Annotated in this window: 22 protein-coding genes and 1 tRNA gene; 15 read left to right on the top strand and 8 right to left on the bottom strand. The window is 60.5% G+C overall.

Annotation, left to right across the window (positions count from 1 at the left end; genetic code table 11):
* Positions 1-34: 34 nt before the first annotated feature.
* Positions 35-1,537, bottom strand: a complete 1,503-nt coding sequence (crtD, locus tag LPW29_RS05345; RefSeq protein ID WP_238627166.1) for a 1-hydroxycarotenoid 3,4-desaturase CrtD — start codon at positions 1,535-1,537, stop codon at positions 35-37.
* A 111-nt stretch (positions 1,538-1,648) separates the two neighbouring features.
* Between crtD and LPW29_RS05350 the strand changes: the two genes are divergently transcribed.
* From LPW29_RS05350 to LPW29_RS05410, 13 genes are all read left to right on the top strand, one after another.
* Positions 1,649-2,518, top strand: a complete 870-nt coding sequence (locus LPW29_RS05350; protein ID WP_090250160.1) for a polyprenyl synthetase family protein — start codon at positions 1,649-1,651, stop codon at positions 2,516-2,518.
* 15 nt (positions 2,519-2,533) lie between these two features.
* Positions 2,534-3,691 (top strand): acetylserotonin O-methyltransferase, encoded by a 1,158-nt coding sequence (locus tag LPW29_RS05355; RefSeq protein WP_238627167.1) that lies wholly within the window; start codon positions 2,534-2,536, stop codon positions 3,689-3,691.
* A gap of 97 nt (positions 3,692-3,788) precedes the next feature.
* On the top strand, positions 3,789-4,748 hold the full coding sequence (gene bchC, locus LPW29_RS05360) for a chlorophyll synthesis pathway protein BchC (RefSeq protein ID WP_090250165.1): 960 nt from the start codon (positions 3,789-3,791) through the stop codon (positions 4,746-4,748).
* A 68-nt stretch (positions 4,749-4,816) separates the two neighbouring features.
* Complete coding sequence (locus tag LPW29_RS05365) at positions 4,817-5,773, top strand: chlorophyllide a reductase iron protein subunit X (protein ID WP_090250543.1); 957 nt, start codon at positions 4,817-4,819, stop codon at positions 5,771-5,773.
* The gene (bchY, locus tag LPW29_RS05370) at positions 5,766-7,313 is read left to right on the top strand and encodes a chlorophyllide a reductase subunit Y (RefSeq protein ID WP_255705669.1); all 1,548 of its coding nucleotides are present in this window, start codon (positions 5,766-5,768) and stop codon (positions 7,311-7,313) included. Before LPW29_RS05365 ends, bchY begins: the two co-directional genes overlap by 8 nt.
* Entirely contained in the window at positions 7,313-8,764 is a 1,452-nt protein-coding gene (gene bchZ / locus LPW29_RS05375) for a chlorophyllide a reductase subunit Z (RefSeq protein WP_238627168.1), read from the top strand. Before bchY ends, bchZ begins: the two co-directional genes overlap by 1 nt.
* Positions 8,761-8,958: a hypothetical protein gene (locus tag LPW29_RS05380; protein ID WP_238627169.1), complete on the top strand. Its 198-nt coding sequence runs from the start codon at positions 8,761-8,763 to the stop codon at positions 8,956-8,958. The genes bchZ and LPW29_RS05380 overlap by 4 nt, the downstream gene beginning before the upstream one ends.
* Positions 8,959-9,038: 80 nt before the next feature.
* Positions 9,039-9,197 carry a light-harvesting antenna LH1, beta subunit gene (gene pufB, locus LPW29_RS05385; RefSeq protein WP_025281025.1) on the top strand — a complete coding sequence of 53 codons (159 nt, stop codon included), beginning with the start codon at positions 9,039-9,041 and terminating at the stop codon, positions 9,195-9,197.
* Positions 9,198-9,287: 90 nt separating this feature from the next.
* Positions 9,288-9,485, top strand: coding sequence for a light-harvesting antenna LH1, alpha subunit (gene pufA / locus LPW29_RS05390; RefSeq protein ID WP_090250171.1), 198 nt, complete (start codon positions 9,288-9,290; stop codon positions 9,483-9,485).
* A 148-nt stretch (positions 9,486-9,633) separates the two neighbouring features.
* Complete coding sequence (pufL, locus tag LPW29_RS05395; protein WP_090250174.1) at positions 9,634-10,458, top strand: photosynthetic reaction center subunit L; 825 nt, start codon at positions 9,634-9,636, stop codon at positions 10,456-10,458.
* 15 nt (positions 10,459-10,473) lie between these two features.
* Positions 10,474-11,448: a photosynthetic reaction center subunit M gene (pufM, locus tag LPW29_RS05400; RefSeq protein ID WP_090250177.1), complete on the top strand. Its 975-nt coding sequence runs from the start codon at positions 10,474-10,476 to the stop codon at positions 11,446-11,448.
* Positions 11,445-12,584 (top strand): photosynthetic reaction center cytochrome PufC, encoded by a 1,140-nt coding sequence (pufC, locus tag LPW29_RS05405; protein WP_238627170.1) that lies wholly within the window; start codon positions 11,445-11,447, stop codon positions 12,582-12,584. The genes pufM and pufC overlap by 4 nt, the downstream gene beginning before the upstream one ends.
* Before the next feature lie 299 nt (positions 12,585-12,883).
* The gene (locus tag LPW29_RS05410; RefSeq protein WP_238627171.1) at positions 12,884-14,311 is read left to right on the top strand and encodes a mannose-1-phosphate guanylyltransferase/mannose-6-phosphate isomerase; all 1,428 of its coding nucleotides are present in this window, start codon (positions 12,884-12,886) and stop codon (positions 14,309-14,311) included.
* A gap of 15 nt (positions 14,312-14,326) precedes the next feature.
* Here LPW29_RS05410 and mfd read toward each other — a convergent pair whose 3' ends face one another.
* The 6 genes from mfd to LPW29_RS05440 all read right to left on the bottom strand — a co-directional run bounded on the left by mfd (position 14,327) and on the right by LPW29_RS05440 (position 20,623).
* Positions 14,327-17,812: a transcription-repair coupling factor gene (gene mfd / locus LPW29_RS05415; RefSeq protein WP_238627172.1), complete on the bottom strand. Its 3,486-nt coding sequence runs from the start codon at positions 17,810-17,812 to the stop codon at positions 14,327-14,329.
* Between the two features lie 121 nt (positions 17,813-17,933).
* Complete coding sequence (locus LPW29_RS05420; RefSeq protein ID WP_090250188.1) at positions 17,934-18,140, bottom strand: YgaP family membrane protein; 207 nt, start codon at positions 18,138-18,140, stop codon at positions 17,934-17,936.
* 109 nt (positions 18,141-18,249) lie between these two features.
* Entirely contained in the window at positions 18,250-19,128 is an 879-nt protein-coding gene (locus LPW29_RS05425; protein WP_238627173.1) for a carbon-nitrogen hydrolase, read from the bottom strand.
* Positions 19,129-19,157: 29 nt separating this feature from the next.
* The gene (locus LPW29_RS05430; RefSeq protein ID WP_238627174.1) at positions 19,158-19,577 is read right to left on the bottom strand and encodes a hypothetical protein; all 420 of its coding nucleotides are present in this window, start codon (positions 19,575-19,577) and stop codon (positions 19,158-19,160) included.
* Positions 19,578-19,641: 64 nt separating this feature from the next.
* Complete coding sequence (locus tag LPW29_RS05435) at positions 19,642-20,451, bottom strand: universal stress protein (RefSeq protein WP_238627175.1); 810 nt, start codon at positions 20,449-20,451, stop codon at positions 19,642-19,644.
* Between the two features lie 86 nt (positions 20,452-20,537).
* A tRNA-Leu gene (locus tag LPW29_RS05440) sits at positions 20,538-20,623 on the bottom strand.
* A gap of 159 nt (positions 20,624-20,782) precedes the next feature.
* Between LPW29_RS05440 and LPW29_RS05445 the strand changes: the two genes are divergently transcribed.
* Both LPW29_RS05445 and LPW29_RS05450 read left to right on the top strand, forming a co-directional pair.
* On the top strand, positions 20,783-21,484 hold the full coding sequence (locus tag LPW29_RS05445) for a hypothetical protein (RefSeq protein ID WP_238627176.1): 702 nt from the start codon (positions 20,783-20,785) through the stop codon (positions 21,482-21,484).
* 180 nt (positions 21,485-21,664) lie between these two features.
* Positions 21,665-22,462, top strand: coding sequence for a transglutaminase family protein (locus LPW29_RS05450; protein ID WP_238627177.1), 798 nt, complete (start codon positions 21,665-21,667; stop codon positions 22,460-22,462).
* A gap of 68 nt (positions 22,463-22,530) precedes the next feature.
* Here LPW29_RS05450 and LPW29_RS05455 read toward each other — a convergent pair whose 3' ends face one another.
* Positions 22,531-22,875 carry a hypothetical protein gene (locus LPW29_RS05455; RefSeq protein ID WP_090250202.1) on the bottom strand — a complete coding sequence of 115 codons (345 nt, stop codon included), beginning with the start codon at positions 22,873-22,875 and terminating at the stop codon, positions 22,531-22,533.
* Between the last annotated feature and the right edge of the window lie 32 nt (positions 22,876-22,907).

The raw sequence follows: 22,907 nt of genomic DNA on the forward strand, positions 1-22,907 counted from the left end.
GCATCCAGGTACCACCACAGGTAACCCCCTGGAGTTACCGTTTCCGTGAAGTCAGGTCCTCGCGCAGGGCCGATGCCGCCAGACGTCCCGAGAGGGTCGCCATGGGCACGCCGGCGCCCGGATGCACGCTCCCGCCCGTCAGGTACAGGCCCGGAATCCGGCTGCGGGCCCCCGGGCGATTGAACGTGGCCCTCCATCCATGTGTGGCCTGGCCGTACAACCCCCCGCCCGTCCCGGGGAACAGTCCCTCGAACTGGGTGGGTGTGGTGACCACGGGCTGCTCCGTCCCCGGTTTCACCCGTAATCCACAGCGTTCCAGCACCCGGAAAGCATTCTCCTGGCATTGAGCGATCTCCTGTTCATCAAAGGCATGGTGGTCGCCGATGGGTGGGGCATTGATCAGGCACAGCAGACGTTCGTCGCCTGATACCCCATTGCCGTCCCGATCGCCACGATCCTGGGCACAGATGTACACCGTGGGTTCAGCCGGCACCCGGCCATGCTTGAAGATGTGGTCGAATTCGGCCGGATAATCACGGCAGAAGAACACATTATGACGCAGCAGCGGGAATCCGTCAGTGGGTGCCCGCAGGTTCCAGGTCATGGCGGACAGGGAGCGTCCCTCGCGAGCCACGGGTGCCACCGCACGGCAGGCCTGCGTACCCAGCAGGCCATGGCTCAGGGCGGCAATGTCCGTGTTGGAGATCACCGCATCGGCGGTCAGCGTCTCGCCGTCGGCCAGACGCACCCCCGTGACCCGGCCGCCACGGGTTTCGATGGCATCCACTTGGGTCCGGTAGTGCACCTTGGCACCGCGCGCTTGGGCCAGGGACGCCAGGGCTTCAGGGATTCGGGCCATGCCGCCCTCCACCATCCATACCCCTTCCTGCTCCACATGGGCCACCAGCATCAGCGTCGCCGGTGCGAGGAAGGGGGAGGATCCACAGTACGTGGAGTAGCGCCCGAACAGCTGCCGCAACCGGGGATCATGAAAATGCTGGCCCAGGGCGCGCCAGAGGGTGTCGTAGGGTGAGATGCGCATGAGTCCACCCAGGCCGCGGATGCCGGCGCGCCCGACCAGGCTCAGTGGCGTGGGTCGGGTGCCGCGAATGAACGGCCCTTCCAGGGTCTGGTAGGTACGTCGTGCGCGCTCGCAGAACTGCTCGAACCGTTTGGCCTCGGCGGCACCGGCGAAGCGGCCCACGGCGTCCACCGAGGCCTTGTGGTCCGCGTGCAGGTCAAAGCGCTCATCCTCGCTCCAGGCGTGGCGAGCCAGGATCGACATGGGCTGCAGTTGCAGATGCTCCGTCAGGGATGTGTCAACCGAATCGAACAGTTCCTCGAATACCCACCGCATGGTGAATACGGTGGGTCCCGCATCGATTCGAGCGTCGCCGACACCCACTTCGCGAATCTTCCCTCCGGGGCGGGCTGCCTGCTCCAGAACGGTGACATTCATGCCGGCGTGCGCCAGTTCCAGAGCGGCGGAGAGGCCCGCGATGCCCGCCCCAATGATGGCAATATTGGGTGTGCCCATGTGATTCCTTGTCGTTCGGCCAACGCCTTTGACTCGGCCCTGGCTTGTGTCTATGCTGAGCGAATCGTATAAATGACAACCTAACCTTACACTACGGGGCGGAGGCACACCATGGAAGCCACGACGCGAATCGAGCAGGCACTTGAACAGGCTCTGGCTGATGGCGAGTCGCCGGCAGGGCCGCCGTTATTGCTTGAAGCGATTCGCTATGCGGTGTTTCCAGGGGGCGCCCGGATTCGCCCCCAATTGGTGCTGGCCGTGGCTCAGGCGTGCGGTGATGATGCCCCGGAAGTCACTGATGCCGCCCTGGCCTCCATTGAACTGATGCACTGCGCCTCCCTGGTGCATGATGACCTGCCCTGTTTTGATAGTGCTGACATGCGTCGCGGCAAGCCCTCTGTTCATGCTGCGTATGGCGAGCGCCTGGCCGTGCTGGGCGGGGATGCCCTGATCGTTCTGGCCATGGAGGTGCTGGCGCGGGGTACGGCCAATTCACCGGAGCGCCTTGCTCCCTTGTTGCTCACGGTGGGGCAGGGAGTGGGTGTGCCCTCGGGAATCATTGCGGGTCAGGCCTGGGAGTGTGAACCCAAGGTGGACCTGGCGGAGTACCAGCGTGCCAAGACTGGCGCCTTGTTTGCAGCGGCCACCATGGTGGGTGCCGCAGCAGCGGGTGAGGACCCGGCTCCCTGGCGTGCCCTGGGTGAGAAACTCGGGGAGGCCTTCCAGGTGGCGGATGATCTGCGCGACGCGGTGTCCAATTCCGAAGAACTGGGTAAACCGGTGGGTCAGGACGAGGCCCTGGACCGGCCCAATGCAGTGCGTCAGTTGGGTGTCAAGGGTGCCACCGAACGCCTGAAGCGTCTGCTTGAAGAGGCGATGGACTCCATTCCCGCTTGCCCAGGCGAGGCAGAACTGCGGGTGCTGCTCATGAAGCAGGCTTCCAAATTCCTGCCCAAGGAACTGGCCCAGCAGGCCGCCTGAACCCAGGCAACTCCCATGACAAGATACTGGAAGCGGATGGCGACAGGTGCGCCATCCGAGGCACTTTGGCGCGGCGGTTTCCTGTCGCTGCGTAATCGCATCCTCTCTAATCCCGCCTTTCAGCGCTGGGCAGCTGCGTTCCCTCTGACGCGGCCCATCGCCCGCCGGCGGGCTCGCCACCTGTTCGATATCGTGGCTGGGTTCGTCTACTCGCAAGTGCTTTATACCTGCGTGAGGCTCAAACTGCTGGATCATCTGCACGCGGAGGGGCCGCAAGCTGTGCCGGAATTGGCGCGTTACATGGATATGCCCGAGGAAAACTGCCTGCTGTTGCTCAAGGCAGCGGCATCACTGAAGCTGGTGGAATACTATGGGCGGGGCTGTTATGGGCTCGGCGCGCAGGGTGCCGCCATGATGGCCAATCCCGGCATTGCCGCCATGGTGGATCACCATGCCATGCTTTACGAGGATCTCATGGACCCCGTGGGCCTGTTGCGTGGGCATTATCCGCAAACCCGGCTGGGTGAATATTGGGCCTATGCGGGTGACACGCCGCCAACGACACTGGCTGGCGAGCGGATCACCCCCTACACCCAGCTCATGTCGGTTTCACAGCAACTGGTGGCCGAAGAAATTCTCGATGCCTTCAACCCCGCCGGATACAAGCGACTGATGGATCTTGGCGGCGGTAATGCCACATTCCTGTCTGCGGTGGCCCGCCGTGCACCTGACATCGAGCTTGTGCTTTACGACCTGCCAGCCGTGGCCAAGCAGGCTCGTGAAACCTTTCAGGCTCAGGGGTTGGGGCATCGAGCCACTGCCGTAGGCGGGGATTTCTTCACGGATGAATTGCCCAGGGGGGCTGACCTCATCTCCTTGGTGCGTGTGGTCCATGATCACAATGACGACCACATCCTGGGGTTGCTTCGCGCTGTGCGCGAAGCCCTGCCCGATGATGGCGCGCTGCTGTTGGCGGAGCCGATGTCCGGCACCCGGGGTGCCGAGCCCATAGGGGATGCCTATTTTGGTGTTTATCTGTTCGCCATGGGGCGAGGGCGCCCCAGAACGCCCGCTGAAATCGAAATTTTATTAAGAGAATCAGGGTTTAGCCGTGTGCGCCTGCTGAATACCAGGAATCCCTTATTGACTCGTGTCATGTTGGCCCAGCCATGACATCGGGCCCGTGTTAGTTTGGGTTGACAACCTCTAGGGTCACGCTAGACTTACACGCATATCTCGTAGGGGCAAGATCGCCCCGGGTCGAATTGCCATGAAAGCGACAGCCGTCGTCATCGAAAAACCCGAACATCTTGTGATCAGTGAACTGGATCTCTCCGCTCCGGGTGATGCTGACGTGGTCGTGGATATTGCCTTTAGTGGCATCAGTACCGGCACGGAGCGCCTGTTGTGGACTGGACGGATGCCAAGCTTTCCCGGAATGGGTTATCCCCTGGTGCCCGGTTATGAATCGGTCGGGCGCGTCGCCGCTGCCGGGCCGGACTCCGGTCGTCGAGTGGGCGAACAGGTCTTTGTGCCGGGTGCCGCCTGTTATGGCGAAGTCCGTGGACTGTTCGGGGGGGCCGCCTCCCGGGTGGTGGTGCCGGGTGCCAAGGTCGTCCCGGTGCCGGATGATCTGGGTGAGGAGGGTGTCCTTCTGGCGCTGGCAGCGACGGCCTATCATGCAATCTTCCAGGGCAAGCCCGTGGAGGGCCTGGACAAGGCGGCTCTGCCTGGGCTGATCATTGGTCACGGCGTGCTGGGTCGATTGCTGGCCCGGATTGTCGTCGCGGCGGGTGGGCAGCCAATGGTTTGGGAACTGGATGCCCAACGGGCAGAGGGTGCCGAAGGCTACACGGTGGTTCATCCGGATAAGGACGAACGTCGGGATTATCCCTGCATCGTCGATGTCAGTGGTGATTCGAAGATTCTGGATACGCTGATCACACGGTTGGCGCGTGGTGGCGAGGTCATCCTGGCCGGGTTCTACAGTCAGCCACTGAGTTTCGAGTTTCCACCCGCCTTCATGCGTGAGGCAAAGATCCGATGCGCGGCTGAATGGCACGCAGCGGATCTGATCGAAGTCAAGAAGCTGATCGAGTCGGGTGGGTTATCCTTGAAAGGCCTGATTACCCATCGGTATCAGGCTGTCCAGGCGAATGAGGCCTATCGCATCGCGTTTGGTGACCCTCAATGCCTGAAGATGATCCTCGACTGGAGGGATGGCCAATGAAGAAGGCAGACGGCCAATCCTCCGTTTCACTTGAAAGCCTCCGTGGTCAGCTCCGTTCCGGAGCGGGCATGGACTCCAGCCAGCCTGAAGGGGATGTTAGCGTGCAGAGCTCTTCCGCCAAAGAAACTCAGATTATCGCCATCTATGGCAAGGGCGGTATTGGCAAGAGCTTCACCCTCTCCAATCTCTCTTACATGATGGCTCAGCAAGGCAAGCGCGTGCTGCTGATCGGCTGTGATCCCAAGAGTGATACCACCTCCCTGTTGTTCGGTGGGCGCGCCTGCCCGACCATCATCGATACTGCGGCCCGGAAGAAGCAGGCAGGCGAGCAGGTAGAGATCGGTGATGTTTGCTTCAAGCGGGGCGGCGTGTTCGCCATGGAACTGGGCGGCCCTGAAGTGGGGCGTGGTTGCGGGGGTCGCGGCATTATTCATGGCTTCGAAATCCTTGAAAAACTGGGCTTCCATGAGTGGGGGTTCGATTATGTCCTTCTGGACTTCCTGGGTGACGTGGTCTGCGGCGGCTTTGGTCTGCCCATTGCCCGTGACCTGTGTCAGAAGGTCATCGTGGTGGGTTCTAATGACCTGCAGTCCCTGTATGTGGTGAATAACGTCTGCTCGGCCGTGGAATATTTCCGGCGCCTGGGCGGCAATGTGGGGGTTGCGGGCATCGTGATCAACAAGGACGACGGCACGGGCGAGGCCCAGGCCTTCGCCAAGGCAGCTGACATCCCGATCCTGGCCTCCATCCCGGCCAATGAAGATATCCGCCGCAAGAGCGCCAACTACCAGATCGTGGCCCACCCCGATGGGGAGTGGGGGCCTTTGTTCGCTGAACTGGCGACCCAGGTTGCCGAGGCGCCACCCAGACATCCCAACCCGCTGAGCCAGGATGAGCTTCTGGGGTTGTTTACCAGCGAAGAAGTCGGCCGTGACGTGGTGCTTGAACCGGCCACTCAGGAAGACATGCATGGCGGCACGATCGTCAAGAAGCCGTCTCTCGAGGTGATTTATGACGATGTCTGAAGGACATCGCGGTCACCCGGGTGATGCCGGCCTCACCGAAACCCTCTCCGGTGCGGGAGAGGGGGCGTCCACATCCGGGGTTTACAATGCCTCGACGAAAACGGCGGTTGAAACAATCCCCGTGACTGTAGAGACCACGCAAAGTGCCCAAGGTTCACAGTCGGGTAAATCGGCCAAGGGGCCTCATGATCAACCCCAGAGCATGTGCCCGGCGTTCGGATCCCTGCGCGTGGGCCTGCGCATGCGTCGCACGGCCACTGTCCTTTCTGGTTCCGCCTGCTGCGTCTACGGGCTGAGCTTTACATCGCATTTCTACGGTGCGCGTCGCACCGTCAATTATGTCCCCTTCGACTCCGAAACCCTGGTCACGGGTAAGCTGTTCGAAGATATCCGTGAGGCTGTCCACCAGTTGGCTGATCCTGCGGTGAATGATGCGGTGGTCGTCATTAATCTGTGTGTACCCTCAGCCTCCGGTGTACCGCTCAGATTGCTGCCCAAGGAAATCAACGGGGTTCGTATCATCGGTCTGGATGTTCCGGGTTTTGGTGTTGGAACCCATGCCGAGGCCAAGGATCTTCTGGCGGGCACCATGTTGCGCTATGCCCGGGGCGAGGCGGAACAAGGCCCGGTTCAGGCGCCTCGCGAAGGCCGCAAGGACAAACCTACCGTGACTCTGCTGGGTGAGATGTTCCCGGCCGACCCCATGGGAGTGGGTGCCATGCTTGAGCCTCTGGGTCTCGCTACGGGCCCGGTGGTGCCCACGCGTGAGTGGCGTGAGTTGTATGCCGCCCTCGACTGCGCCGTGGGCGCCGCCATTCACCCTTTCTACACCGCCTCCGTTCGCGAATTGAATGCGGCGGGCCGCGAGGTTGTCGGCTCCGCTCCCGTGGGGTACGACGGCACGGCTGCCTGGCTGGACGCCATCGGCCAGGCCTGCGGCGTGAAGCAAGCCGCTGTGGATGCATCCAAGAATCGCTTCTTGCCGGCCATCAAGAGTGCCTTGAGTCATGCGCCCGTCAAGGGCCGCATCACCGTCTCCGGATACGAAGGCTCCGAGTTGCTGGTAGCCCGCCTGCTGATCGAAAGCGGCGCGGACGTGCCCTATGTGGGCACTGCCTGCCCGAAAACTCCTTGGTCTGCGCCTGATCGGGAATGGCTGGAAGCGAAGGGGGTGCATGTCCAGTACCGCGCCACGCTGGAGCAGGATATCGCGGCCATTGAAGAGTTTGGCCCTGATCTGGCCATCGGCACCACGCCGGTCGTGCAACACGCCAAAGAGAAGGCCATTCCCGCTCTGTACTTCACCAACCTGATTTCCGCGCGTCCCTTGATGGGCCCAGCGGGGGCCGGTTCACTGGCCCAGGTGATCAACGCGGCACTGGGCAATCAGGCGCGTTTCGATCAGATGAGAGCCTTCTTTGGGGATGTGGGCCAAGGTTCCAATGCCGGTGTCTGGGACCACGTGCCCCAGGATCAGGCGGAATATCGTGATCGTCTGGCCAAGCAGCGCAAGGCCTCCAGAAAAGGGGGAGCACTCTGATGCTGGTGCAGGATCTGGATAGGGCAGGTGGTTACTGGGGTGCTGTGTATGTGTTCAGTGCCATCAAGGGTCTGCAGGTCATCATCGATGGTCCCGTAGGCTGCGAAAACCTGCCTGTGACATCCGTACTTCATTACACCGATGCCCTGCCGCCCCATGAATTGCCGATTGTGGTGACCGGTCTGGGCGAAGAAGAACTGGGTCAGAGCGGGACCGAAGAGGCCATGAAGCGGGCCCACGGGACGCTGGATCCCGATTTGCCGGCCGTGGTGGTGACGGGTTCGATTGCAGAGATGATTGGTGGGGGAGTAACGCCGGAAGGGACGAACATCCAGCGTTTCCTGCCCCGCACCATCGATGAGGACCAGTGGCGGTGCTCTGACCGTGCCCTGAATTGGCTCTGGACACAGTATGGCCCGAAAAAGGTTCCGGAGTTGAAGGCCCGTAAGGCGGGCGAAAAGCCCAGGGTCAACATCATTGGCCCGAGCTATGGCAACTTCAATATGCCGTCGGATCTTGCGGAGATTCGTCGCTTGATCGAGGGCATTGGCGCCGAGGTCAACATGGTGTTTCCTCTAGGTAGCCATCTGGAAGATGTCCCCCGGCTTGCGGATGCCGAAGTGAATGTTTGTCTGTATCGGGAGTTCGGGCGACAACTGTGCGAGACGCTGGAGCGCCCCTATTTGCAGGCGCCCGTGGGTCTGCACAGCACCACCAAGTTCCTGAACACGCTGGGTGAGTTGTTGGGGCTGGATCCGCAACCGTTCATCGAAAAGGAAAAGCACACCACCATCAAGCCTCTGTGGGACCTGTGGCGGTCGGTGACGCAGGACTTCTTCGGCACGGCCAGTTTCGGCATCGTGGCCACTGATACTTATGCCCGTGGCATTCGGCACTTCCTGGAGGACGAAATGGGCATGCCCTGCCACTTCTCCTTCTCGCGTAGTGCGGGTGTGAAGCCGGACAACGCGGCGGTGCGCAAGGCGGTACACGAGAAGACGCCTCTGGTGTTGTTCGGCAGTTATAACGAGCGCATGTACTTATCAGAGATCGGCGGTCGGGCCATGTACATCCCGGTTTCTTTCCCGGGTGCCATCGTGCGGCGTCATACGGGCACGCCGTTCATGGGATATGCCGGGGCCACCTACCTGGTTCAGGAGGTGTGCAATGCATTGTTTGATGCCCTGTTCCATATTCTGCCGCTGGGTACGGATCTGGATCGGGTGGATGCTACGCCCACGCGGATGCATCAAGAACTGCCTTGGGATGATGATGCCAAGGCAGCACTGGACAAATTGGTGGATTCGTATCCCGTGCTCACGCGAATTTCTGCAGCCAAGCGCCTGCGGGACACCATTGAAGGTGCGACCCGCAAGGCAGGCGAGCAGCGCGTCACACTGGAACGGGTGACGCAGAGCGCGGCCAGTGTATCGGCCGGGGGTGTGGCATGAACGTGGCTTTTCTTGATTGTCGCCGCCTGAACAGTAGCAAGCGTTCGGCGGAGGCGATCATGGCCTCCCGTTCGGGAGGTTATGGGTCGATCGTGGTGGAAGCTGCAGAGATGGCGAATCCGCCGTTCTCGGATGGCTTCGACCAGATTTCGGGTTTTACCTGTGCTGGATCACGATCGTTGAACTTGTCGTAGTGTAAGGTTTACTGCGACGTATGTGATCGCGTTGAGTCAACGCGGTATTTGCCAATTAGGCTCATTTGGAGGGTATTTAAATGGTTGATGAAACGAAAGGTTCGCTCTCGGGGCTCAACGAAGAGGAAGCCATGGAGTTTCATGGTGTCTTCATGACCAGCATGATGGGCTTCCTGGCGGTTGCCGCTGTGGCCCACGTTCTGGCTTGGATGTGGCGTCCCTGGGGTGTGGCTTGGTAAGACGCTTCGCCTGAAAGGCGAATCGAGTCTTGAGCCGTACCTTAAGTGAAGCATTAAAAGCAGTTTCTTTCCAATATAGGAGATTTCAATATGTGGCGTGTTTGGCTGCTGTTCGATCCGCGCAGAGCGCTGGTTGCCCTGTTTGCATTCCTGGCCGTGCTGGCTCTGCTGATCCACTTCATCCTGTTGAGCACCGAGCGCTTCAACTGGATGCACACCGCCTCTCTGGTCGACACGACCGAGCAGGTCGCCGTGCAGGCTCAGACAGGCAAGTCAACCCTGGCCTGAAGACGTCTGATGCCCACGCTCCCGGGCGGGATGGCTACGCCATATGCATCCCGCCCGGCATCTGGGCCAATACGTTGACCAGAGTGTTGAGAGTATAGGGCAACGGCCGGAACCTCCGGCCGGTGCCTTCTGACCGGAGGTTCTAGGAATGTCCATGCTGAGCTTTGAGAAGAGATACCGCGTACGCGGGGGGACGTTGATCGGGGGCGATCTATTTGACTTCTGGGTCGGCCCATTCTACGTCGGTTTTTTTGGTGTGCTGACGGCCATCTTCGCAGTGCTGGGAACGCTGCTGATCATCTGGGGCGCGGCGATGGGCCCAACCTGGAATGTCTGGCAGATCAGCATTGCCCCACCTGACTTGAGTTATGGTCTGGGCATGGCCCCGCTTACCGAGGGCGGCCTATGGCAATTCATTACCATGTGCGCTATCGGCGCATTTGTCTCCTGGGCACTTCGCCAGGTAGAAATCTGTAACAAATTGGGCATGGGTTATCATGTGCCGATCGCTTTTGGTGTTGCGATCTTCGCCTATGTCACGCTGGTGGTCTTCCGCCCGATTCTGCTGGGTGCCTGGGGTCACGGTTTCCCCTACGGCATCATGAGTCACCTGGATTGGGTGTCCAACGTGGGTTACCAGTTCCTGCATTTCCACTATAACCCGGCCCACATGCTGGCCATCACCTTCTTCTTCACCACGGCCCTGGCCCTGTCGCTGCATGGCGGCCTGATCCTGTCCGTGACCAATCCGAAGAAGGGCGAGCCAGTCAAGACTCCTGAATACGAAGATACCTTCTTCCGTGACACCGTCGGCTACTCCATTGGTGCCCTTGGCGTCCACCGTTTGGGTCTGTTCCTGGCCCTGAACGCTGCTTTCTGGAGCGCCGTGTGCATCATTCTGAGCGGTCCCTTCTGGACCCGTAGCTGGCCGGAATGGTGGAACTGGTGGCTTAACCTTCCGATCTGGGCTTAATGTAAGGGGACCACAATGGCCGAATATCAAAATATATTCAATCGAGTGCAGGTCCAGGCGGAGCCTGAGGCCGGCGTCCCGCTGGAAAACGAACGGGAACGAATCGGCAAGCCGATGCTGATGCATCTAGCCGGTCGGTTCGGTAACGCCCAAATTGGCCCCATCTATCTGGGCTATACGGGTCTGTTCTCGATCCTCTTTGGTTTGATCGCAATTCTGATCATTGGTTTCAACTTTTGGGCCCAGGTGAACTGGGATCCTGCGCAGTTTGTTCGTCAGTTGTTCTATCTGGGTCTGGAACCGCCCGCAGCTGAATATGGCCTGGGGATTCCGCCCCTGGCAGAAGGCGGCTGGTGGTTGATGGCAGGGTTTTTCCTCACGGCTTCGATCCTGCTGTGGTGGGTACGTGTCTATCGTCGGGCACGGGCGCTGAATCTGGGCACTCATGTGGCCTGGGCGTTCGCGGCGGCGATCTTCCTGTATCTGTCCCTCGGCTTCTTCCGTCCGCTGTTGATGGGTGACTGGTCCGAAGCAGTACCGTTCGGCATCTTCCCTCACCTGGACTGGACGACTGCCTTCTCCTTGAAGTACGGCAACCTGTACTACAACCCGTTCCACATGCTCTGCATTGCCTTCCTGTATGGGTCGGCCCTGCTGTTTGCCATGCACGGTGCAACGGTGCTGGCGGTGGGCCGCTACGGTGGTGAGCGCGAAATCGAGCAAATCACCGACCGCGGTACGGCCTCCGACCGGGCTGCCCTGTTCTGGCGCTGGACCATGGGCTTCAACGCCACCATGGAATCCATTCACCGCTGGGCCTGGTGGTTCGCCGTTCTGGTCCCGATCACTGGCGGTATCGGCATTCTGCTTACGGGCACAGTGGTTGATAACTGGTACATGTGGGCGATTGATCACGGCGTCGCACCGTCGTATCCGAACATCTATCCGCCCGTCGAAGATCCGGCCACGCTTCAAGGGATGTCTCAATGAATACCATTACGCGCAAAACTGTGACAGTGGCAGCACTGACGGGTGCTGCACTCCTGGTGACTGGCTGTGAGCTGCCAGTTGGAATCGATACCGATCAGAAGGGTTATCGCGGACTGGGCATGGAACAGGTGACCAAACGTCATCTGGAAGCCAGAAAGCGAGTTGACCTGGTGATCCCTGAGGCCGAAAGTCCGGCCAACAGTGCCGGCCCCAAGGCCGGAGATATCTACACCAGCGTTGAAGTGTTGGGTGATCTCAGCATTGGGGAGTTCAACCGCCTGATGAACGCGATCACCGCATGGGTGGCGCCGGAACAGGGTTGTAACTACTGCCATGTACCGGGCAACTTCGCCGATGAGAACATCTACACCAAGATCGTGTCTCGCAACATGTTGGAGATGGTGAAAACCATCAACACCGAGTGGGATGCCCACGTGGGTGAAACGGGTGTGACCTGCTACACCTGTCACATGGGACAGCCGGTCCCGGATCAGATCTGGTTTGAGGATCATGGTCCGAAACAGGCCGGTGGCGTTGCCGCCAGTCGCATGGGTCAGAATCTGTCAGGTCCGAACGTAGCCTCCGCTTCGTTGCCGAATGACGTGTTCACTCGGTTCCTGGCTGAGGATCCGCAGGGCCTGCGGATCACGCCGCGTTCCACCTTGCCCATGGGTGATAATCCCTACAACCTGAAGGATGCCGAGTGGAACCATGGTCTGATGATCCACTTCTCCAAGGCGCTGGGTGCCAACTGCACGACCTGCCATAACACGAACAACTTCCCGGACTGGCAGGCCAGCCCGCCGCAGCGTGTGACGGCATGGCACGGCATCGAGATGGTACGGGCGTTGAATGTGGGTTATCTGAACCCGTTGCAGCCGGTGTATCCGGATTCGCGGCTTGGTCCCCTGGGTGATGCGCCCAAGGCCAATTGCGCTACCTGCCATAATGGCCTGCAACTGCCCCTCGATCGTGCTCAGATGTTGGCGGATTATCCCGAACTCAACCGCGTTCAGCGGCGTGAGGGCTGGGAGCCATCCAAAGCCGATGCTGAGTTGAGCGAGACTCAGGTGGACCCCGACATTTCTGCAGGTGATGTCGAGGATGATGCTGCCCTTGAGGCAGCAGAAAGTTAAGATTGAAAGGGGCCTGTTGGCCCGCTGACAATCTGAAGCAGTATCACAAGGGACCCGCAAGGGTCCCTTGTGCGTTGTGTGCGGGGGCATGCAGGGGAGCGGCCCCGTGCGATTCTGCGGATTTCGCGGGTGCAGTACGCCCCCGCTTTGTGTATGTTTGAGCCATGCGTTCATCTCCCCCGCAACCTGCAATGCAGCCCACATCATCGTGAATCGCGAGCCGGGGCCACGATTCATGGGGCGGACCGCTGACGTTCATGTCTTCACTTCAATACCGACGATAACTGGAAACAACCAATATGGAGAGTTCTGTGGGCATCATTCCTGTGATCCTTTCTGGAGGTGCCGGTACCCGGCTGTGGCCCATGTCCCGGCAGCATTTTCCCAAGCAGTTTCTGCCGCTGACGGGGCAGGCGCTGACGATGCTCCAGGCGACCCTGGCGCGGCTGCCTGACGCATCGGCCATGGGGGCACCGGTAGTCATCTGTAATGATGCTCACCGGTTTCTGGTGGCCGAGCAGTTACGACAAATGGGAAACGAGCCGGGGCAGATCATCCTGGAACCGGTGGGCCGAAACACCGCGCCAGCCGTGGCGCTGGCAGCGTTGGAACAGACGGCCTCCGGGTCCGACCCCATCCTGTTGGTAATGCCTGCGGATCACTTGGTTTCCAATGTCGAGGCCTTCCAGAAAGCGCTGGAGGAAGCGGTGTCCCTGGCTGAACAGGGAGGTCTGATCACGTTTGGTGTGGTCCCCACGGAGCCCCATACGGGCTATGGGTATATCCTGGCCGAGCGGACACAGGAAGGCTTGGGGGCCTCGGTCAAGGCCTTCGTGGAAAAACCCGATCAGGCCACTGCCGAAGATTATCTGGCCTCCGGAGATTATTACTGGAATAGCGGCATGTTTGTGTTCCGTGCATCGGTGTATCTGGAGGAACTGCAGCAGCATGCGCCGGACATCCTCGAGGCATGTCGTCATGCCATGGCAAGCACGCAGGTGGATCTGGATTTCTTGCGAGTGGACAGGGAGGCGTTCACGGTCTGTCGCTCCGAGTCCATTGATTATGCGGTCATGGAAAAAACCTCCCGGGCAGTAATGGTTCCTCTGGAGGCCGGGTGGAGTGATGTGGGCTCCTGGGAGTCCTTATGGTCGGTAGGGAAGCAAAATGGTGATGGCAATGTGGCTGTGGGCGATGTGATGATGGTGGGGGCCCGCAACTGCTACGTGCACAGCAACCACCGGCTGGTGGCGGCTGTGGGTGTTGAGGATCTGATCGTGGTGGAGACTTCCGATGCGGTTCTGGTGATGCATAAGGATCGCAGCCAGGATGTGAAAGAGGTGGTGGCGCGTCTGAAGGCTGAGGGACGGGAGGAGTCGGAGAATCACCGCTGTGTGGCACGTCCCTGGGGGAGTTACGAGCAGATCGACATGGCCTCGCGTTTCCAGGTAAAGCGGATCACGGTGAAGCCGGGTGAGACACTGTCACTGCAAATGCACTATCACCGTGCCGAACACTGGGTGGTGGTGAGGGGCACTGCGCGTATCACCCGGGGGGATGAGCAGTTTGTGCTGACCGAGAATCAGTCCACGTTCATCCCCCTGGGGGTTACGCATCGGCTTGAGAATCCCGGCAAGATTCCCCTTGAACTCATTGAGGTGCAGTCAGGGAGTTATCTTGGGGAGGATGATATCGTCCGGTTTGAGGATACCTACGGGCGGGCATGAGGTGAGGGCCAGCCGTCAGGCCGCTGTCTCCTGCTTGATATGCAACTGTGCCAGCAGGCGGCTTATCCCCTCGACGCGCTGATCCAGGCTCTCCATCTCGGCGGTAAATCGTAGCGTGTCCTGACCATCCAGACGGACGGTGTCGGGTTGGGATTGAACCAACTGGATCACGCTCATGGGATCCACCGGGGGGTGGGGATGAAATATCAGCCGGCCACCCTTGGGTCCCAGTTCCAGTTTGCGCGCACCCAGAGGCTGCAGCTTCAGCTTCAGGCGCGTGGTCTCCACCAGGTTCTTGGCTTGGGCGGGCAGTAGCCCGAAACGGTCCACCATCTCCACCTCCATCTCTCGAAGCTGGTCCGTGTCCTGGCAGGCGGACAACCGCTTGTAGAGGATCAGGCGAGTATGGATATCGGGCACATAGTCATCGGGCAGCAGCGCCGGCAGCCCCAGATCCACTTCCGTGGTGTCGGATGTGGTGTGGTCCAGGTCCGGGACCTTGCCCTCCTTGAGGGCCTTGACGGCTCGATCCAGCAACTCGTTATACAGGGTGAAGCCGATTTCCTGAATCTGCCCACTCTGTTCATCTCCCAGCAACTCCCCAGCGCCGCGGATCTCCAGGTCATGGCTGGCCAGGGTGAAGCCCACGCCTAGATCCTCAAGGGATTCAATGGCTTCCAGGCGCTTGATGGCATCCTTGGTCATGCCTGATGGGTGCGGGGTGATCAGATAGGCATAGGCCCGATGATGGCTGCGCCCCACACGTCCTCTCAACTGGTGCAGCTGTGAGAGCCCCATTTTGTCCGCTCGGTGAATGATGATCGTATTGGCAGTGGGCACATCGATACCGGTTTCGATGATGGTGGTACACACCAGGACGTTATAGCGGCGGTGATAGAAGTCCAGCATCACCTGTTCCAGTTCCCGCTCCCGCATCTGACCATGGGCGATGCCGATGGTGGCCGAGGGGATCAACTCCTGCAGTTCCCGAGCCGCCTTTTCGATGGTTTGTACCTCGTTGTGCAGGTAATACACCTGCCCACCGCGGCGGATCTCCCGCAGACAGGCCTCCTGAATCAGGGCGCTGTTCCATTGGCTGACAAAGGTCTTGATGGTCAGGCGCTCCTCCGGCGGCGTGGCAATGATGGACAGATCGCGCAGTCCCGACAGTGCCATGTTCAGGGTGCGGGGAATGGGCGTGGCGGTGAGGGTGAGCATGTCCACTTCTGCCCGCAGGGATTTGAGGCGCTCTTTATGACGCACCCCAAAGCGCTGCTCCTCGTCGATGATCACCAGCCCCAGGTTCTTGAAGCGCAGATTGCCCTGAATCAGCTTGTGAGTGCCGATGACGATGTCCACACGCCCATCCTCAAGCCCTTTCATGGCCTCCTGGTGCTGTTTCTGAGAACCGAAGCGGGACAGCGATTCGATGCGAACGGGCCAATCGGCGAATCGGTCGCGGAAGTTCTGGTCGTGCTGCTGGGCCAGCAGGGTGGTGGGCACCAGTACCGCCACCTGCTTGCCGCCCTGGATGGCCACGAAAGCCGCGCGCATGGCGACTTCGGTCTTGCCAAAGCCCACGTCGCCGCAGACCACCCGGTCCATGGGACGCTCGGAGGCCATGTCATCGAGTACCGCATCGATGGCGCTGAGCTGATCGGGCGTTTCCTCGAACGGGAAGGCCGCTGCGAACGCGGCATATTCTTCTCCCCGTGCCTGGTAGGCATGGCCTTGACGTGCCGCCCGGCGCGCATAGATGTCCAGGAGTTCGGCGGCCACGTCCCGGGCTTTTTCCGCGGCCTTGCGCCGGGCCTTGGACCAGGTTTCGGTGCCCAGCTTGTGCAGCGGGGCATGTTCCGGGTCTGCCCCGGTGTAGCGGCTCACCAGATGCAGCGAGGCCACCGGCACATACAGCTTGTCGCCCCCGGCATATTCCAGGGTGAGAAATTCCGTTTCCTGCCCGCCGGCGGTGATCTTCTGTAGCCCAAGATAGCGCCCCACGCCATGGTCCTCGTGAACCACGGGGGCGCCAGCATGCAGGTCGGTGAGGTTGCGAACCACCGCGTCCGCATCCCGGGTAGGTTTGCGGCGGCGGCGTTCCTGACGGGCCTTTTCACCGAAGAGTTCGGATTCGGTGAGTACCGCAATCCCACCACCGGGCAGGCAAAGGCCGGATTGCAAGGGACCGATGGTGATGGCGGGCGAGGCGTCTGATGCCAGGAAATCGGCCCAGGCATCCACATGATGCGGGATGATCCCGAAGGGGCGCAGGGTGTCCAGAAGCACCTCGCGACGCCCGGGAGATTCCGCCATGAGCAGCACCCGGCCTGGGAAATCCGTGAGAAAGTCATTGAGCGCCTTGGCAGGTTCAGTCTGACGAACCTGCAGTCGCAGATCGCCATGGGGGCGGGCATCGGCGTCCTGGGCATTGCCCGGGGTATCGTCCTGCACGGACTCGCTGGTCAGGCCCAGTGTGGGCCAGTCGCGCGTACCATTGGCCACCTCCTCCACATTGAGAAAGAGGGTATCGGGAGGGAGGAGGGGGCGTTCCCGGTCGTGACGGCGCTGTTCGTAACGATGGGTTACTTGATCATTAAATGCCTGCGCGGCACTGAGCGTATCGCCGACATGGATCGCCAGGGTGTTGTCGGGCAGGTAGTTGAAGAGGGTTTCCATGCGTTCGAAAAACAAGGGCAGATAGTACTCGATGCCCGCCGGTGCCGCCCCTTGACTGACCTCCCGATAGACATGGCTGGCCTGGGGGTCTCCTTCGATCGCGGTGCGATAGTTCTGGCGGAAGGCCTTGATACCGGCCTCATTGAGGGGGAATTCATGGGCAGGGAGCAGGCGCACCTCGCGGATGGTGTCACGGGAGCGCTGGGTTTCCGGATCAAAGGTGCGGATGGTCTCGATCTCATCATCCAGTAGATCGATGCGATAGGGGGCATCGCTACCCATGGGGTAGACATCCAGCAAGGCGCCGCGCACCGCATATTCACCGTGTTCCATGACCTGGCTCACGTGCTGATAGCCTGCCTGTTCGAAACCTTCCCTGAGTTTGTCCCGGTCGATCCGTTCGCCCTGTTGCAGCATCAGACACTCCGACTGCAGCCAGGCGCGGGGGGGCAGGCGCTGCATGAGAGTGGTGATGGGAATGATTAGAGCGCCCCGCTTCAGGGCAGGGAGGTGGTAAAGGGTTTCCAGTCGGCGGGAGACAATGTCCTCATGGGGTGAGAAGACATCGTAGGGCAGGGTTTCCCAATCCGGTAGGGAGAGGATCGGTACTTGCTCTCCAGCAAGAAAGAAATCCAGTTCCTGTTCCAGGCGCTCGGCAGTCTGGGTGTCTGGTGTGATAACCAGGGAAACGCCACGGTGCCGACGGGCAGCTTCCGCGACAGCCAACCACAGGGCAGAGCCGGAAAGGCCTCCCCACCGGGCAGAGTGGCCGGCGGTGGGGAGTTCAAGTGTATCAAGCGGGTTGGAGAGGCTGTTTTGTGGCATTCGGTATGCGCGCGGCCGTGGTGTGTTTCAACAGGCTGCCGATTATACCGTGCCCTTTTTGTTTACGCGCCCGATCCCCGCAAGTGGGGGATCGGGGTCGCCTGTTGATCCTGTGAGCGAATCAGGCGTCCTTGTCGGAGTCGGTATTCATACCCAGCAAGTTATAAGCCGGGCACCAACCGATGGTGGCGGTGGCCAGAGGAATCAGGCCGATCCAGCCCCAAGGGGTTTGAGGGCCGACAAAAACCAGGGCCAGCAGCACCAGGCCCACCACGACACGGATCATGCGGTCGTTGGAACCCATGTTCTTCATTTCTTCAAAATTCATCTTTAAAACCTCCTTGGGTTGTTACAGCAACCCCTCACTCTAACGGTAAATGGGCGTCGTGTCGTTGATAAGAGTGGATCCAGGGCTGGAAATTTCGCTATGGATCCACTCAGGCGTCACGATACCGCTTGAGCAGGTCGCCGTAGGCATCGATGCGCCGATCCCGAAGGAATGGCCAGATACGCCGCACGGCCTCGCCGCGCGCCAGATCCACATCCACCAGCAGGCAGGCCTCTTCATCGGTGGAGGCCTGATCCAGGTATTCTCCCTGGGGGCCGCAGACGAAGCTGCTGCCCCAGAACTGGCTTCCGGCCCCCACGCCGGATGGGTCGGCTTCAAAGCCCACCCGGTTGCAGGCGGCCACAGGCACCCCGTTGGCCACCGCATGGGCGCGTTGCACGGTCATCCATGCCTCCCGTTGGCGAGCCTGTTCCTCTGCGTTGTCGCACGGGTCCCAGCCAATGGCCGTGGGATAGATCAGTAATTCAGCGCCGGCCAGGGCCATGAGTCGAGCGGCCTCGGGGAACCACTGATCCCAGCAGACCAGCACCCCCAGGCGTCCCACGGAGGTATCCACGGGATGAAAGCCCAGATCCCCGGGGGTGAAGTAAAACTTCTCGTAATACCCCGGATCATCCGGGATATGCATCTTGCGGTAGCATCCGGCCAAGCGGCCATCGCTGTCCAGCACCACAGCGGTGTTGTGGTAGAGGCCAGCAGCACGTCGCTCGAACAGCGAGCCGACAATCACCACGCCCAGTTCTGCCGCAAGTTCCGCCAGAGTTTGGGTGGTCGGGCCGGGGATGGGTTCGGCCAGATCAAACACCCGGGTATCCTCCGTCTGGCAAAAATAGGGGCCCGTGTGCAGTTCCTGCAGGATGATTAGCCGGGCTCCCTGTTCAGCTGCCTGGCGGATGCCCTGCAGGCTTTTGTCCAGGTTGGCCTGGGTGTTGTCGGTGTTGGATTGTTGAATGAGAGCAATACGCATGATGTGGGGTCTGCGGGTTTCAGGTGTGATCAAAGCCGACGTCGGAAGCTGCGCACGGCCAGGTAGAAGTGAAAACAGGCCAATAGCATCAGGCCCAGGCTGACAAGGAATATCCCCCCATAGGCTCCGAACAGGATGAGAATGCCCAGGGTCATCAGGCAGGCACCGGTGGCACCCTGGATGATGAGGCTGTTGATGGGGCCAGCATTCCATGTGGACATGGTCAGGAACCACCACCCCATGGGGATGCCCGGAGCTGAAAAAAGTAGCACCAGTTGCTGGGGTATGCCCCCCAGGTAGCCCACGCCGATATAGACGCCCAGCCCGGCCAGCATCAGCAGCCCCACGCCCACGGCGGCAATGCGATAGGTGGGTTGCCTGGAGCGCAGCCAGGGATGTCTCGCTGGCTGGGGTGAGGCGTTTTTGGGTTGTTTCTTGGCGAATCGCATGGATTGTCTGCCAGGATGAGGGTTCACCCCGGTACAAGGGTGTCTCGGGGTCTGGGACGGGATGTCAGCGCAGGATCAGTAGCGGTGTGCGGGATCTCTTCAGCATGCGCGTGGTCGTGCTGCCCACGAAGAACTGTCGGACCCTGGAATGTCCGAGGGGACCCATCACCGTCAGTTGGATGTCGTGATCCTCCTGATAGGCAGTCAAGGATTCTTCCACGGGACCGGTGCGGACCTCTGCGCGCATGGTGAAGCCCTTGCGTTCCAGAATGCTTTGTGCCGCATGGATCATGGCACGATTGTCGGCGTTATCCTTGCTGACCATGAGTAGATGCCCTGACAGCCCGCTGAGCAGCCGGCTTTGCGCTACCCGGGCCACCACTTTGTTGGCTGCTTCACTGCCATCGTAGGCGATCAGGAAACGCTGCGGGGTGGCGTAATGTTCCGGGACGATCAACACGGGTGTGCCCAGGGTGCGAATGATGGTTTCCAGGTGGCGGCCCACCTGCTGCATGTCGCCTTTGGAGTGATTTCCCTGGCGGCCCACCACCACAATGCGGGCCTCGTGCTGCAGTTCCTGAAGCATCTGGGCAATATCGCCCTGGCGCAGCAGATTGCCCGGTTCCAGGATGCCCTGGCGCATCAGTCGATCCGAGGCCTCGTTCAGGAGGGTCTGGCCCTGTTTTTGAGACAACTGACGTCCTTGCTGTTGCGCCTGTTCCTGGGGGGGCGGTCGAGTACCGGAGGTTTCCGGCTGAGTGCTCACATGGAGCAGCACCACGGGAAGATCCATGCACCGACTCACCCAGGCCGCGTGATCACATACGGATGGCGAAGCGCGGGATCCGTCAATGCAGGCAACGATGTTGTTCATTTGGATCACCTCCAGCGCATCGGTCGGCGGTATCCGGTGAGGCTGCCTGCCGCCGTGGTATCCATTTGGATTGATCCGATGGAATATGGTGCCCGGAGCCGGACTCGAACCGGCACGGCCTGAGGCCGAGGGATTTTAAATCCCTTGCGTCTACCCATTTCGCCACCCGGGCGGGATGATTGCAGGTTCGGTGCCTTACTCACATGATGCACCCGCAGGAGGGCAGTATAACGGCCCCGGCAGGCGGGTAAAAGCAATGGACTTAACCCAGAGCCCCTGATGCCGCTAACCTGGGGTGAGTGCCTTTCATGACTGACCAAGGAAACAGAAGATGAGTGCCAAATCCGAGAGTTTGATGAGGTTGGTGGCCCTGACCCGCGGTAGCGAGGAGGTAGGCCCGCTGCTGGCGGATTACGTACAGCGAAAATACCACGTCAAGGATATATCTTCCTTTATCTCCGGCGATGTAGAGGGGGTAGACGATAAGGAGGCCCTGTACGAGCAGTGGGCGCAATGGATTGAGAACGGTGAGTTGAATCGATTCGTCATTGATGAACCTCCCGAGGACCATGACGATGTCGACAATGGCCAGCCCTTTCAGGATCCCGAGGAGGCCTTGCTGGATATGGTGGAGGCTGAGTCCGAGCCCAAGCGCGAGTCGGCATCCACCCCCACTCCGTTGCACCCGGGGATGATTCCTGAAGCGGCACCAGAGCCAGAGCCAGAGCCGGAACCAGAAGCGGCTCCGGAACCAGAACCGACTCAGGAGCCGGAACCGGAGCCGGAACCGACCATGACACCGCAGGATTCAGACGAGGAAGCAGACATGGCCGCAAAGCCGGAAAGTGCATCGCAGCCCGAGAGCCCTTCAGAGGACCGCGCCTCCGCTGGCAGCCTGGACGCCATCGTGGCATCCATGATCAGTGCGCGCCTGGAGGCATTGCCGCCGCCAGAATCACCTGTTTCGGAGGAGCGCATCCGCGAAATCGTTCGCGAGGAGGTACGTTCCATGTTGAGAAATATGCTGTCATAGATGATGAAAGCACGAGACCTGCCGTCATCCTGCATTCGAGCGTCTGAATGCCGCATGTTCCTGGGATTTCGTCCCCGGCAGAGGAGTACACTGATGAACGGGTGGTGAGCCCGGTCTAGCAGGGTGCCCTGCATCCGGCGGGCGCCCTGTATATTGGCAACGACCCCGGGAGGTCGATCTATGTGGTTGCGGGTGGGTTGTACCCTTGAGATGGACTTCCAGGTGGAGAGTCCCATGTTGTTGCTCATGCGACCGCGTAGCGATGCACACCAGTGGGTGGCCCAGGACCGCTATACTGTCTCACCTGGCATGCCGATCATCGAATATACCGATATGTACGGCAATCTTTGGCAACGTTTGACGGCGCCGCCCGGGCATTTCCAGGTGCAGGTGCAGTCAGAGGTGCAGGTGCCCCACAGGCTGGAGCGAGTGCCGGGAGCGCCGTTTGTGCTGGTGCAGGACTTGCCGGATCATACGCTCATGTATCTGACTCCGAGCCGCTATTGCGACTCGGATCGTTTGGGTCAGCAGGCCGCACAGATCGTGCAGGGCAAGATTCCGGGGTACGATCAGGTGGATGCCATCACTCGCTGGACCCATCGCCACATGACGTATCTCACCTATTCCGATCCTGCTCCGATCTCGGCGCGGGAGGCCATCGAGCGAGGCAACGGGGTTTGCCGCGATTTTGCCCAGGTGGGTATTGCACTGTGCCGGAGTCTGAGTATCCCGGCGCGCTATGTGGTGGGCTATCTGCATCGGTTGGAACCCATGGATCTCCATGCCTGGTTCGAAGCCTATGTGGGCGGGCAGTGGTTTACCTTCGACCCCACTCAGGCGGAAACGCAGGTTGGACGGGTACGTCTGGGGTATGGTCGTGATGCCTCCGATGTGCCGGTGTTCAACCAGTTTGGCCCCTTGGTGATCCCCTCTCGCATGGACGTATTCGTGGAGCAGATCGAGGATCTGACCCACTGAGCTGATCGCCCCCTCCCCTGGGTTGCCCCGTTAGCGAGGTTGTCCCAAGGGCGGCAGCGGGGTGGCATTCACTCCAATGGTTCCACTTGATGCAGCTGCAGACTGCGCCCTTCTTCGGGGGCGTAGTGAAAACGGCCTGTCACCTTGACGGTCTCACCCAGGTGAGGGGCGATCATATCGTCCGGTTCAACCCCCACGCGACGCAGTTGCTCATCCTCGATCCAGTAGTGCAGGGGGTCCTCCACGTAGCGCACCACACCCTGAGTGGTGATCATTTGGCCATCATGGCTGGCGGGTTGGGACGCAAGTACCATCAGGGGGACTTGCGCGGCGGGCTCCTCTCCACCGCAGGCTGATAGCATCAGCCAGGTGGTGGCGGCGGCGATCAGGGGTAGGGAACGGGCGAATCTCATAGGAACTCCTTAAGGAGGGGAGGGTAGGGGGT

Source organism: Ectothiorhodospira sp. 9100, assembly GCF_022227565.1.
Classification (GTDB): domain Bacteria; phylum Pseudomonadota; class Gammaproteobacteria; order Ectothiorhodospirales; family Ectothiorhodospiraceae; genus Ectothiorhodospira; species Ectothiorhodospira marina.